The organism is Micromonospora echinofusca, assembly GCF_017614955.1.
GTDB classification, from domain to species: Bacteria; Actinomycetota; Actinomycetes; order Mycobacteriales; family Micromonosporaceae; genus Micromonospora; species Micromonospora echinofusca_A.
On record NZ_WVUH01000203.1, the window covers coordinates 1 to 13,231 of the forward strand.

The 13,231-nt window shown below is 73.0% G+C and carries 11 protein-coding genes and 1 pseudogene; 5 read left to right on the forward strand and 7 right to left on the reverse strand.

Going from position 1 to position 13,231, the window contains the following annotated elements; translation table 11 throughout:
* Positions 1-708 (forward strand): hypothetical protein (locus GSF22_RS21285; protein WP_244367988.1); only part of this gene is annotated, 708 nt, incomplete at its 5' end.
* 106 nt (positions 709-814) lie between these two features.
* Here GSF22_RS21285 and cysC read toward each other — a convergent pair.
* Together cysC and GSF22_RS21295 are read right to left on the reverse strand one after the other, a co-directional pair.
* Entirely contained in the window at positions 815-2,347 is a 1,533-nt protein-coding gene (gene cysC / locus GSF22_RS21290) for an adenylyl-sulfate kinase (protein WP_208815496.1), read from the reverse strand.
* An 87-nt stretch (positions 2,348-2,434) separates the two neighbouring features.
* Positions 2,435-3,034 carry a DM13 domain-containing protein gene (locus GSF22_RS21295; protein ID WP_208815497.1) on the reverse strand — a complete coding sequence of 200 codons (600 nt, stop codon included), beginning with the start codon at positions 3,032-3,034 and terminating at the stop codon, positions 2,435-2,437.
* Positions 3,035-3,197: 163 nt separating this feature from the next.
* On the opposite strand from GSF22_RS21295, the gene GSF22_RS21300 reads away from it, so the two are divergent.
* From GSF22_RS21300 to GSF22_RS21315, 4 genes are read left to right on the forward strand one after another with little or no spacing between them, the layout of a single operon-like run.
* Positions 3,198-4,112, forward strand: coding sequence for an ABC transporter ATP-binding protein (locus GSF22_RS21300; RefSeq protein ID WP_208815498.1), 915 nt, complete (start codon positions 3,198-3,200; stop codon positions 4,110-4,112).
* Positions 4,105-4,989 (forward strand): ABC transporter permease, encoded by an 885-nt coding sequence (locus tag GSF22_RS21305; RefSeq protein WP_208815499.1) that lies wholly within the window; start codon positions 4,105-4,107, stop codon positions 4,987-4,989. The genes GSF22_RS21300 and GSF22_RS21305 overlap by 8 nt, the downstream gene beginning before the upstream one ends.
* Positions 4,986-5,897, forward strand: coding sequence for an ABC transporter ATP-binding protein (locus GSF22_RS21310; RefSeq protein WP_208815500.1), 912 nt, complete (start codon positions 4,986-4,988; stop codon positions 5,895-5,897). Before GSF22_RS21305 ends, GSF22_RS21310 begins: the two co-directional genes overlap by 4 nt.
* A 4-nt stretch (positions 5,898-5,901) precedes the next feature.
* The gene (locus GSF22_RS21315; RefSeq protein WP_208815501.1) at positions 5,902-6,612 is read left to right on the forward strand and encodes an ABC transporter permease; all 711 of its coding nucleotides are present in this window, start codon (positions 5,902-5,904) and stop codon (positions 6,610-6,612) included.
* Between the two features lie 79 nt (positions 6,613-6,691).
* Here GSF22_RS21315 and GSF22_RS21320 read toward each other — a convergent pair whose 3' ends face one another.
* The 5 genes and pseudogenes from GSF22_RS21320 to GSF22_RS21340 form a co-directional block, all read right to left on the reverse strand.
* The gene (locus GSF22_RS21320; RefSeq protein WP_208815502.1) at positions 6,692-8,272 is read right to left on the reverse strand and encodes a trypsin-like serine protease; all 1,581 of its coding nucleotides are present in this window, start codon (positions 8,270-8,272) and stop codon (positions 6,692-6,694) included.
* A 96-nt stretch (positions 8,273-8,368) separates the two neighbouring features.
* Positions 8,369-10,225 (reverse strand): ABC transporter ATP-binding protein, encoded by a 1,857-nt coding sequence (locus tag GSF22_RS21325; protein ID WP_208815505.1) that lies wholly within the window; start codon positions 10,223-10,225, stop codon positions 8,369-8,371.
* 68 nt (positions 10,226-10,293) lie between these two features.
* Positions 10,294-12,141, reverse strand: coding sequence for an ABC transporter ATP-binding protein (locus tag GSF22_RS21330; RefSeq protein ID WP_208815506.1), 1,848 nt, complete (start codon positions 12,139-12,141; stop codon positions 10,294-10,296).
* Between the two features lie 127 nt (positions 12,142-12,268).
* On the reverse strand, positions 12,269-12,832 hold the full coding sequence (locus GSF22_RS21335) for a methylated-DNA--[protein]-cysteine S-methyltransferase (RefSeq protein WP_208815503.1): 564 nt from the start codon (positions 12,830-12,832) through the stop codon (positions 12,269-12,271).
* Positions 12,829-13,231, reverse strand: a pseudogene (locus GSF22_RS21340) (DNA-3-methyladenine glycosylase); the annotation flags it as partial. The gene GSF22_RS21335 and the pseudogene GSF22_RS21340, both read right to left, overlap by 4 nt.

The following is a 13,231-nucleotide window of genomic DNA, read 5'->3' on the forward strand; positions in this document are numbered from 1 at the left end:
ACCCGTACCCGCTGCACGACCACCACCGAGGAGAGTGACCCCCACATGCGCAGACTGGTCCGTATCGCCATCGCGGCGTCCGCCGCGCTGCTGACCACCCTGGCCGCCGGAACCCCCGCCCTGGCCGCCGGCAACGTGCTGACCTACGGCAGCAACGGCGGCAACGCCGTCGCCGTCGGCGACACCCTCACCTCCGGCCTGAAGACCGGCACCACCGCCAACCTCTACTCGACGGCCACCGGGACCACCGGTGTGAAGTGCACGGTCTCCACCTTCAGCGCCCGGGTCACCGGCAACCCGCTCGCTCCCGGTACCGCCACCGAGACCGTCACCGGGCACAACTTCAGTAGCTGCTCCAGCAACGTCGTCGGGACCAACGGCGCGACCGTGACGGTCAACAACCTGCCCTTCGCCAGCACCGTCACCAGCGGGAACGTGGTGACGATCACCGGCACCTCGACCGCGCCGATCCAGACCACGATCGTGCTCAGCAGCATCTTCGGCCCGATCACCTGCGTCTACCGGGCCAGCAACAACACCATGACCGGTACCGCGTCCGACGTGGACAACTCGATCACGTTCGTCAACCAGCAGTTCGTCAAGTACTCCGGCGCGAACACCTGCTTCGCCAACGGCTTCTTCTCCGCGACGTACGCGCCGGTGCGGGACACCACCCAGACCGGTAGCCCGCTCGTCTTCGTCAACTGACCCGTCGACCGGGTCCGGCGGCACCGGCGTCGCGGTGGGTCACGCGACGCCGGGCCGGCGGTTCACCCGTGGTCAGCCGTTCCGTCGTGGTCGGCGGGGCGGTGGCTCAGGCCGGCTGGAGGCGCGGCTCGACCCAGCCCGTCTCGGTCAGGTGGTGCATCACCGCCTGCACCGCCTCGTCCACCTCCATGCCACTGGTGTCCAGCACCAGATCCGCGTCGACCGGCTCCTCGTACGGGTCGTCGATGCCGGTCATGCCGGTGAGCTGACCGGCCCGGGCCCGGGCGTACAGGCCCTTGCGGTCGCGCTGCTCGCACACCTCCAACGGGGTGGCCACGTGCACCAGCAGGAAGCCGGCCCCGGCACCGATGGCCATCGCCCGCGCGGTCGCCCGGGCCTCCGCGTACGGGGCGATCGGGCAGCAGATCGCCACCCCCCGGTGCCGGGCGATCTCGGCGGCGACCCAGCCGATCCGCCGGACGTTGAGGTCCCGGTCGGCCTTGCTGAAGGTCAGGCCGGCGGACAGCTCACGGCGCACCACGTCCCCGTCGAGCAGGGTCACCGTCCGGTCGCCGTTCTCCCGCAGCGTGTCCGCCACGTTGCGGGCGATGGTCGACTTGCCGGAGCCGGACAGGCCGGTGAAGAAGAGCACCAGACCCCGGTGCCGACGCGGCGGACGGGCCCGGGCCAGCTCCTTGGCCACCGCCGGTGGGGTGTGCCACTCGGGCAGCGGGAAACCCCGGTCGAGCAGGTCGTCGATCTCCTCCCGGCTCAGCGCCAGCCGCCGGTTGCGGGGCGGGATGTCGTCCCGCCAGCGCCACTGCCCGTCCCGGTTGTCGTAGGCCAGGTCCCGGGGTACGAGCACCCGCAGGCCGGCGCCGGAGAGCGCGTCCCCGGTGGAGAGCAGATGGGTCACCCCGTAGTTGGCCGCCACCCGGGCCCGCAGCAGCGCGTCACTGATCTCGTCCCCGTGGGTCGAGATCGGCACCGCCACCAGGGTCGCCGGGGGCATCCGGTCCCGGGCGGCGAAGATGCTGCGGACCAGCACCTCCGACGGCAGGTCGGTCTGCCCGCCCCCCTCACCCACCGGGATCAGCACCAGCAGGTGGGCGCCGAGCGTCCGTACCGCGTGCGCGATCTGGGCGAGCTGCGGCCGGTGCAGCGGCCGGTCCGCGATCACCCCGAGCACCCGGGTCGGCGGGAGCAGGTCGCGGACCTCCTCCGGGGTACGCCGCAACCGCTGGAACGGGCCGTGTCCGCCGTCGCCGAGCCGGCGGACCGTCCCGCCCACACCGGCTGTGCCGTCCCGGGCCGGCCAGACGTCGTTGACGTCGAGCGCGGCGATCGGCGCACCCTCACCGTCGGCGAGCACCAGCACCCGGCGCAGCGGGTCGTCCAGCTCCAGACCGGCCGCGAGGGCGGCGGGGACGTGCAGCGTCACCGGTACCGGCCAGGGCGTACCGTCGGCGGTCCGCCCCCGGCGGGCCAGCGAGGTCAGGTCCGCCCGGGTCATGAACCCGGTCAGCGGTGCGTACGCTCCGGTGAGCAGCAGCTCCAGATCGGCCAGCTCGAATGGGCGTGGCGTGTACGCCGGAGCGTCCCGCAGCACCTCTTCGGGTAGCACCCACCCGTTGCTCATCGCACCCCCAACTCGCCGGCCGGCACACAGTTTCTCAGCCGGGCGCCGATCGGTCGAGAGCGCCACTCCACCGTTGGACGCTTCGGCTCACCCGGTGGGACCGGCCAACGGCGCCGCGCCGAACGACACCGAGAAGCGCTTGCACCAGATCGAGACACTGCGATAGTCGGCCGGATCCACCCCGGCCGGGAGCGGGTACACCTGGTCACCCCGGTTTCCCTTGAGCCGGCCCAACTCGACCCGGCGGCCGTCGTCGAAGACCCGCCAACCGGCCGTACCCGACCGGACCGGCTGGTCGGTCAACCAGATCCGGAGGTCCGGCCCGTTGGAGGTGACCAATCCGACAAGTTCCAACCGGTACGACCCGTCGGGCTGCCGGACGATCCGGGCCTGCCCGGTGGTCCCGTGTTCGTGCGAGATGAACTCACCCGCGCTGACCAGCGTCGCCACCGTCCGGGGCGGGGTCGCCGGACCGGTCCCTCCGCCGGCGGTCGGCCCCGTGCCCGACGCCGTCACGGTGGGAGTGGCCGGTGCCGTCGCGGTGGGCAGGTCGGACAGTGCGTCGTCGACGGTGTCGTCGGTGACCAGCTTCCACGGTTGGAACCAGGCGGCACCGAACACCGCTCCGGCACCGATCACGACGATCGCGACCCAGGTCAGTGGCGTACGCAGCAGGCGGGCGAGCATGGGGCCGAGTCTGCCGGTCCGGGCCGGGAGTCGGGGTCCGCGCGGGCTTACGGAACGCTTACCGCTCAGGGTGGCGCCGACGGTCCCGTAGGGGTCGGCGGGCCGGCAGGATCCGGGGCGCGCCGGATCCCGCAGCACCCCACCGGTCCCTAGTCTTGGTCGGGTGACCCTGATCGCGACGCAATCGCTCACCAAGACGTACGGCGGGCGGGTGACCGCGCTGGCGGACCTGACCGTCACCGTGGCGCCGGGCATCGTCGGGCTGGTCGGCGCGAACGGTGCCGGCAAGTCCACCTTCATCAAGATCATGCTCGGGTTGATCGCGCCGACCAGCGGTACCGTGCGCGTGCTCGACCTCGATCCGACCACCGATCCGGCCGCTGTCCGGGCCCGGGTCGGCTACATGCCGGAACACGATGCCCTGCCCCCCGACCTCTCCGCTGCCGAACTCGTCACCCATCTGGGCCGGATGAGCGGACTCCCCGCCACCGTGGCCCGGGAACGCGCCTCCGAGGCGTTACGCCACGTCGGGCTCTACGAGGAGCGGTACCGACAGGTGGGCGGCTACTCCACCGGCATGAAACAGCGGGTCAAACTGGCCCAGGCCCTGGTACACGACCCGGATCTGCTGCTGCTCGACGAGCCGACCAACGGTCTCGACCCGGCGGGCCGGGACGCCATGCTCGCGCTGATCCAGCGGATCGGTACCGAGTTCGGCATCTCCGTGCTGGTCTGCTCACACCTGCTCGGCGAGGTGGAACGGATCTGCGACACCCTGGTCGCCATCGACGGGGGTCGCCTGCTCCGTGCCGACCACATCTCCGCGATGACGTCAGCCACCGACGTGCTCGCGGTCGAGGTCAGCGAGGGTACCGACCAACTCGCCGCCCGGCTGGCCGAACTCCGGCTGCCGGTCCGCCGCGAGGGGCGCCTGCTCCTGGTCGAGCTGGCCGACGACGACACGTACGACCTGATCCTGCGCGCGGTGGCCGACCTGGAACTGCCGCTGCACCGGCTCGACCAGCGCCGGCACCGGGTCGCCGAACTCTTCGCCCAGAGGGAGCCCAGCCATGTCTGAGCCGAGTGGGGTCATCCACGACATCGGATACCAGCGGTACACCGGACCGAGGCTGGGCCGCCGGCATGTCTTCGGCGCGCTCTACCTCCACGGACTGCGTACCGCGTTCGGCTTCGGCCGCAGCGCGAAAGCCAAGATCTTCCCCTGGCTGGTGGTGGGCATCCTGGTCGTGGTGGCCGCCGGGGTCACCGCGGTCCGCGCCCAGGCCGGCGTGGTCATCATGACCTACGCGCAGTTCCCGGACGTGATGAGCTGGCTGGTCATCTTCTTCGTCGCGGTGGTCGCCCCGGAACTGGTCTCCCGGGACCTGCACAGCGGGGTGCTGCCGCTGTACTTCTCCCGCCCGCTGCCGCGCGGCGACTACGTACTCGCCAAGCTGGCCGCGCTGTTCACCGCGCTGTGGCTGCTGCTCGGCGCACCGCAGCTGCTGATGTTCCTGGGCGCGGCGTTCAGCCGGGACGACGGGATGAAGGGGGTCGCCGAGGAACTCGGCGACGTGCTGCCCGGCATGCTCTACGCCGGGCTGTGGGCGGTGGTCTTCGGCGCGATCGGGCTGCTGATCGCCTCGCTCACCGGCAAGCGGGCGTTCGCGGCCGGCGGGATCGTCGCGGTGTTCCTGATGACCACCCCGATCGTCGGCACCCTGTCGATCATGCCGTCGCAGACGGTGAACGAACTGGCCCTGCTCGCCTCCCCACCCACCCTGGTGCAGGGGGTGGGCGTCTGGACCCTCGGCGACCTGCTGGTCCCACCGGGCACCGAGGACACCGTCCGGATCGGCGACTTCGGTCCGCTGTACGCCGTCGTCCTGGTCGCCGTGGTCGCCGGCGCCGTCGCCCTGCTGCTGGCCCGCTACCGGAAGGTCGCCACGTCATGACCGAGCTGCAACTCGCCGGCGTCTCCCGCTGGTACGGCAACGTGGTCGCGGTCAACGACGTCACCATGACCCTCGGTCCCGGCGTCACCGGCCTGCTCGGCCCGAACGGCGCCGGCAAGACCACCCTGCTGCACATGATGGCCGGTTTCCTCGCCCCGTCCCGGGGTGCGGTGACCCTCGACGGCGAGCCCACCTGGCGCAACCCGGCGGTCTACCGGCGGCTCGGGTTGGTCAGCGAGCGGGAGGCGGTGCACAGCTTCCTCACCGCGCACGAGTTCGTCCTGGCCAGCGCGAAACTGCACAAGCTGCCCGACCCGGAGGCCGCCACCCGCCGGGCCATCGACCTGGTCGAGCTGGCCGACGCCCAGCACCGCCGGATCGGCACCTACTCCAAGGGCATGCGGCAGCGTGCCCGGGTGGCCGCCGCGCTGGTCCACGACCCGCAACTGCTCCTGCTCGACGAGCCGTTCAACGGGATGGACCCCCGCCAGCGGCTGCACATGATGGACCTGCTGCACTCGCTCGGCGACGCCGGCCGGACCATCCTGTTCAGCTCGCACATCCTGGAGGAGGTCGAGCAGGTCTCCGGCACCGTCCAGGTGATCGTCGCCGGCCGGCTCGCCGCCTCCGGTGACTTCCGGACCATCCGGCGGTTGATGACCAACCGGCCGCACGTCTTCGTGGTGCGCTCCACCGACGACCGGGCGCTGGCCGTCCGGCTGATCGGGGAGGCGTCGGTCAACGGCGTCGAGCTGGACGCCACCGGCCTGACCGTACGCGCCGGCGACTACGGCGCCTTCACCCGCGCGTTGCCCCGGATCGCCCTCGACTCCGGCATCCGGGTACGCCACCTGCTCCCCGAGGACGAGTCCCTGGAGAGCGTCTTCTCCTACCTCGTGGAGGCCTGAGCCCATGTCCACGGTCGCCTGGATCACCGCGCGGGGCCTCTTCGGCCGGCGCCGCTTCCTGATGCTCTTTCCGCTCCCGCTGCTGCTGGTGGGGCTCGCCACGACCTCCCGGGCGCTCGGCGTCGACCCCGGGCAGTGGGGGCAACCGGTCCTGGTCGGTCTCGGCCTGGCCGTCGTGCTGCCGGTGATCGCACTCATCGTGGGTACCGGGGTGCTCGGCTCCGAGATCGACGACGGCACGGTGGTGCACATCCTCACCAAACCGCTGCCCCGCTGGCAGATCATCCTGCCCAAACTGGCCGTGGCGGTCGGGGTCACCGCGCTGACCGCCGGCCTGCCGCTCTACGTCGCCGGGGTGCTCGCCCACTCGGTCCGGTTCGGTCTGGCACTGGCCGCCGCCGCCACCGTCGGTGCGCTGGCGTACTCGGCGATCTTCCTGGCGCTCAGCCTGGTCACCCGCCGGCCGGTGCTGCTCGGCCTGGTCTACGTGCTGATCTGGGAGGGACTGCTGGGCAACTTCGTCAGCGGTACCCGGGTGCTGTCCATCCAGCAGTACGTGGTCGCGCTCGCCGACCGGCTCGCCCCGACCGGGCTGCTGGAGACCCCGGTGTCGGTGCCGGTGGCGGCGGTGATGAGTGTGGTCGCCGCGCTCGGCTTCACCTGGCTCGCCATCAACCGGCTCCGCTCGTTCAGCATGGCCGGCGAAACGAGCTGACCCTGTCGTGCCGGCCGGTCGGGCTCAGCCCGCCGGCCGGCACAGCCGGCCAGTTCTGCTGAAGCGCGACCCGACGGTGTCAGCGGTTCCGGTAGGTCGGCTGCGGATCGGTCCGGTCGCCGGTCAGCCCGGGCAGCGCCGGACCGGTGGTGGCCAACCGCAGGTCCAGCGACCCGCCGGTCCGCGAGTTCGCCCGGGCCAGCACGGTCGACACCGGCGCGTAGTGGTTGCGTTCCTCCGGGTTGGTGCAGGCGCCCTGCCCCGGGTCGCCGTTGGAGAGGATGCCCAGTGCCCGCCCGTCCGCCTCCAGGAAGAGCGGCCCGCCGCTGTCCCCGGGGCGGGCGCAGATGCGTACGTCGATGCCGCCGGAGGTCTTCCCGGTGATCTCCCCGCACCGGGTACCCGGCACGTAGCCGGCACCGGCACCCGAGTCGACGTACCGCTCACCGGCGGCGGGCGTGTACGCCGAACCGGTCGCGCAGGCCACCCAACCGACCTGGACGGCGCTGTAGGCGACCACCCCGGTCACCCGGACGTCCCGGCTCGTGGCGCAGCCGACACCCGGCCCGCACCAGTAGTTGACCAGGGCCGGCTGGTCGGCGGTGCCGGCCGGGTACACCCAGCGGGAAACCGCCCCGCCCGGGTACGTCATCAGCGCGTAGTCGTACGGGTAGGCGTTCTCGCCGAGCCCGGCCTGGGTGGCCTCCACGGTCACCGGCACCTTCGGACCGAGGTACTGGTGCCAGGTCGAGTCGACGTGCTGGTGCCGCCCGCCCACCACACAGTGCCCGGCGGTGAGCAGGTAGTACCGCCCGGTGGACCGGGAGAAGACGGTGAAGCCGCTGGTGCAGCCGCCGACGGTGCCGTCGTCGCGGGGGATGTCCAGCCGGATGCCGCCGCGCATCGGCGCCTTCGCGCAGTAGCGCGGGTCGCACGCCTTGGGTACCGCCGTCGTCGTCGGGGCCGGCGCGCTGCGGGCCGGTACGCCGGCCCCGGCCAGCGCGTCGGCCAACCGGGGATCGTCGGCGGGCACCCGGTCGCCGGTGAGTACCACCACGCCGTTCGCCTGCTGGTCGACCAGCACGTCCCGCCCGCTCTCGACGTCCAACGCGGCGGCGACCCGCCCGGCGGCCGAGGTGAGTGCACGCAGCGGGTGCCGGACCGGTACCACCCGGATGTGGGTGGCGTCCGGCAACCCGGCCACCGCACGGCGGACCGGCGCGGGGTCGCTCGCCGCGACGGTGAGCACCCCACCGGCGGCCTGGTCCAGCCACAGTCCGGCGTAGCTGCCCGGGAACTGTCCGGCCAGCCGGTCGGCCAGCGGGGCGGACGCCTCCTGGAGGGCGAGCCGCCGGGCCGCCTCGGCGGCGGTCACGCCGTACCGGGTGCGCAGGTAGGCGACCGAGGCGGGAGCGGCGGCGGCCACGGCGGCAGCGGTGCGCCGGGGCGCCGCCGACTCCCCGCCGGCCGGCGCGCGGCCCCACCCGTCCGTGCCGGCCGGCACGCTGCTGCCCGGCTGTCCGGCCTGCTGGCCGGCGACGAACCTGCTGTCGGGCGTACCGGTCGGCGCGTCCCCGGTGGTCAGGGCGACCGCCGTCGCGGTGACCAGCACCGTACCCGTCACCAGTCCGGCGAGGGCCATCCTCCGTCGTCTCCGCATGCCGTGTCTCCCCGTTCCCCGTGACCGTGTCGCTCGTGACCGTGTTGCCCGTGACCGTGTTGCCCGTGACCGCCCGTCCGGCCGGCCCGGGTGCCATCAAACCAGTGAGTCGCGCCACTGCCGGTGCAGGGCCGCGTACCGGCCACCGCCGGCGATCAGTTCCGCAGGTGGGCCGTCCTCCACGAGCCGTCCGGCCTCCAGCACCAGCACCCGGTCCGCGATCTCCACAGTGGATAGACGGTGCGCGATGATCAGCGCGGTCCGGTCCCGCAGGATGGTCCGTAGGGCCCGCTGCACCGCCCGTTCGGTCGGTACGTCCAGCGACGAGGTCGCCTCGTCGAGGACGAGTACCGCCGGATCGGCCAGGAACGCCCGGGCGAACGCGACGAGCTGCCGCTGCCCGGCGGAGAGCCGACCGCCGCGCCGGTGCACGTCGGTGTCGTACCCCTCGGGCAGCCCGGCGATGAAGTCGTGCGCGCCGATCGCCCGGGCGGCGGCCTGTACCTGCCGGTCGTCGGCGTCCGGCCGGCCGAACCGGATGTTCTCCGCCACGGTGCCACCGAACAGGTGGGTCTCCTGGGTCACCAGCACCACGGCCCGGCGCAGGTCGGCGTCGGCCACGTCGCGCAGGTCGACCCCGTCGAGGCGGACCGTGCCGGTGAGCGGGTCGTGGAACCGGGCGACCAGCTTGGCGACGGTCGACTTGCCGGCACCGGTGGGCCCCACCAGGGCGACGGTCTGCCCGGCCGGTACGACGAGGTCCAGGCCGGGCAGGATCAGGGCGCCGGGCCGGTAGCCGAAGGTCACCGAGGCGAACTCGACCGCGCCGCGTACCGGCCCGGTGGGCAGCGGCACCGGCCGGTCCGGCTCGGGTACCCCGACCGGCTCGTCGAGCACCCCGGCCAGTTTCTCCAGCGCCGCGGTCGCCGACTGGAGGGAGTTGTAGAACTGGCTCAGCTCCTGCATCGGCTCGAAGAACCGGCGCAGGTACAGCAGGAACGCGGCGAGCACCCCGAGTTGCGCGTCCCCGGCGAGGATCCGCCAACCGCCGTAGGTGAGCACCACCGCCACCGTCACGTTGCCGATCAGCTTGATCCCCGGTGAGTACGTCGCGATCAGCCGGAAGGCGTCCCGGTTGGCCCGCCGGTAGTCGTCGTTGACCGCCATGAAGATCTGCTGGTTGCGCCGCTCCCGGCGGAACGCCTGCACCGCCCGGATACCGCCCAGCGACTCCACGAAGTGGACGATGACCAGGGCCACCGCCTCCCGGGTGCGGCGGTACGCCGACGCCGAGGCCCGGGTGAACCAGCGGGAGAGCCCGAGCAGGAACGGAAACGCCAGCAGGGTCACCGCGGCCAGCGGGGCGTCCAGCCAGAGCAGGACCCCGGCCACCGACACGATCGACAGACCGGCCAGGACCAGCTTGTCGATGCCCCCGTCGACGAGTTCGGCGATCGAATCCAGGTCACTGGTCAACCGGGAGACCATCCGACCCGACGTGTACCGCTCGTGGAAGGCCACCGGCAGGCGCAGGAACTGCGCGTACACCCGCTGCCGGAGGTCGAGCAGGACGGCCTGGCCGATCCGGGCGGAGAGCACCAGGAAGGCGCGTTTGGCCGCGTGGTCGACGGCGGCGGCCACGGCGAACGCGGCGGCCACCGCGACCAGCGGGCCGCCGTCGCCGGCCCGCAGCGGTCCGATGCCCCGGTCGATGCCGAGCATGACCAGGTACGGCCCGGCCATCCCGGCGGCGTTCTGGAGCAGCAGCAGGGCGACGGTGACCGCCAGCGTGCCCCGGTGCGGGCGCAGCAGCGCGCCGAGCAGCGCCCGGCTGCGGGCCCGTAACCGGGTGACCGCCTCCGGCGAGAGCTGCTCGGCGGTGGACCGGTCGGCGTCCGGGTCGGTCGCCCGGCCCCGCCACCGCGTCAGGTCGGGCCCGTCCCGGCGGTTCACTCCGGGCGCGGTGTCGGGCGTCGTCCGGTGTTCCGCCGGGGCCGCCGGGGACGGCCGTTCCTCCACGCTCACGACCGGACCAGGTCGACGCCGTCCGGATCGCCGTCCGGATCGTCGGCCGTCGCTCCGGGTACCGCTTCGGCCGTCGCTCCGGGTACCGCGCCGGGCGCCGCTCCGGGCGCGGCGGAGAGCACCGCCCGGTACGCCGGTACGCCGGCCAGCAGTTCCGAATGGGTACCGACGGCGGCGATCCGGCCGTCGGCGAGCAGGGCCACCCGGTCGGCCAGCGCCACCGTCGACGGTCGGTGCACCACCAGCAGCGCGGTGGTATCCCGGAGCACCCGGGCCAACGCCGCCTCGACCAGCGCCTCGGTGTGCACGTCGAGCGCGGAGAGCGGGTCGTCGAGCACCAGTACCCCGGGACGACCGAGGACCGCCCGGGCCAGGGCGAGCCGTTGCCGCTGCCCGCCGGAAAGGGAGAGTCCCTGCTCACCGACCCGGGTGGCCAGCCCCCACGGCAGTTCGTACGCGAACTCGGCCTGGGCGACGGCCAACGCCGCCCGGACCTCGTCCTCGTCGGCGTCCGGCCGGCCCAGGGTCAGGTTCTCCCAGACCGACATGGAGAACAGGGTGGGTTCCTCGAACGCCACGCCCACCGTCCGACGCAGGTCGGCCAGGCGCAGGTCCCGGATGTCCCGGCCGTCCAGGGTGATCCGGCCGGTGGTCACGTCGTGCAGCCGGGGGACCAGGGAGAGCAGGGTGCTCTTGCCGCACCCGGTGGCGCCCACCACGGCGACCGTCTCGCCCGGTTCCACGGTCAGCTCGACGTCGCGCAGCACCGGTCCGGTGGTGCCGGGATAGCCGAAGCCGACCTGCTCGAAACGGAGTCGTCGGGCACCCGTGGCGCGGGGCAGCGGCACCGGGGCGGGCGGGTCCGCCACGGCCGGCCGGGTGTCCAGTACCTCCTGGATCCGGTCGGCGGCGGTCATCGCCTCCTGGGCGTTGGCGATGATCCAGCCCAGCGACTCGACCGGCCAGACCAGCATGAGCTGGAGACTGACGAACGCGACCAGGTCGCCCACGGTGAGCTGGCCACGCGCCACCGCCACGGCACCGGTCACCAGCACCACCGCCAGGGTCAGGTTCGGTACCAGGTCGAAGTAGGCGGAGGTCCGGGCGAGCAGTCGGCTCTTGGCGATCGAGGTGTCGTGCAGGCGTCGCGCGTCCCGGGAGAACCGGGCGGTCATCTCCGGCCGCCGCCCGTACGCCCTGGTGGTCCGTAGACCCCGGGCGGACTCCTCGACCAGGGTCGCGACGTCGCCGAGCTGGTCCTGCATCCGCCGGGACGCGACCAGGTAGGCGCGGGAGAAGCGACGGCTGACCAGGAAGAGCGGTACCGCGCTCGCGGCGACGAGCAGGCCGAGCGGCCAGTGCAGCCGGACGAGCAGCACCGCCACCGCGAGATAGGTGATCACGTTGAGGACGCCGAACATCAGCCCGAAGGAGAGGAACCGGCGGATCACCGAGAGGTCGGTGGTGGCCCGGGACAGCAACTGCCCGGACTGCCACCGGTCGTGGAAGCCCACGTGCAGACGCTGGAGATGGGCGTAGAGATCGGACCGGATGGCGGCTTCCATGCGTACCGCCGACGACGACTGCACCCACCGTCGGATGAAGATCAGCACCGCCTCGGCGACGCCGAGCAGCAGGGCCAGGGCGCCGAGCCGGAGCAGCCCGGCCGGATCCCGCTCGGCGATCGGCCCGTCCACCATCCGCCGGGTGATCAGCGGTACGGCCAGCCCGGCCCCGGTCGCGGCGAGGGCGGCGAGCAGCAGCCAACCGTACTCGGCGAGATGGGGCCGGACGTAGCGCCGCAGCCGCCACAGGTTCCGGACCCGCCCACCACGCGGTGCCACCCGCCGGGCCGGCGTTTCCTGCCGTTTCCCCGGTCCCGGCGTTTCCTGCCCTACCTGCTGGTGACCCGCGTCGGCCCCGACGGCGGGGTCACGTTCCGCAGGCACCCCATGACGGTATCGGCAAACGTCACTCCGGTGCAGCTCCGGCTGCCGTCAACCGCCGCTCGTGACCGAGAAGCCACTTTTTCACCGGCAGCCCGTACCGGTATCCGCCGAGGCTGCCGTCGGTCCGTAGTACCCGGTGGCAGGGCACGAAGAGGGCGGCTGCGTTGCGGGCGCAGGCTGCGGCGGCGGCGCGTACCGCAGCCGGCCGGCCGGCGAGGGCCGCGAACCCGGTGTAGGTGACCGGCTCACCCGCCGGTACCGCCCGCAGCACCTGCCAGGAGTGGGCCAGGAAGGCACCGCCGGTGTGCTGCTCGACCGGTACCTCGTCGATCGCGGTCAGGTCGCCGTCGAAGTAGGCGGTGACCGCCCGGTTTACCGGGCCGAGGTCCGACCGGAGCCGTACCGGTGCGCGTAGCCCGGGGTGGATCAGGGGCAGCAGCGCCTCGGGGTCGGCCACGAAGCCCGCCGCCCGGACCGTCCCCTCCGGTCCGGTGACGATGCTCAACGGCCCGGCCGGCGTACCGATCGTGGTGCCCTCGTTCACGCCCCTGCTCCTGTTGCTGTTGGTGGTGCCGGTGCTGTTCATGCTGCTCTTCTCCATAGTCTGATCACCGCGTACGACCGCCAGGGCCGCCAGCGGGTGGCGTACGCGTCGAGGGCGGCCGGGGTGGTGGGCAGGCCGAGGGCCGCCGCGCCCCGGTGTACCGCCACGTCGGTGGGGAGGAACACGTCGGGGTCGCCCAGGGCGCGCATGGCGAGGTAGCCGGCGGTCCAGGCGCCGATCCCGGGCAGCGCGGTGAGGGCGCGTACCGTCGACGCCCGGTCGGCACCCTGATCCAGGTCGAGTCCGTCGTCGACCACTGCCCGGGCCAGCGCCCGGATCGTCTCCCGGCGGGCGGTCGGCATCCGGTACGCCTCGTCCGGCAGCGCGAGGATCTCCTCCGGCGTCGGGAACGCCCGCAACCCGCCCCCACCACCATCCTCC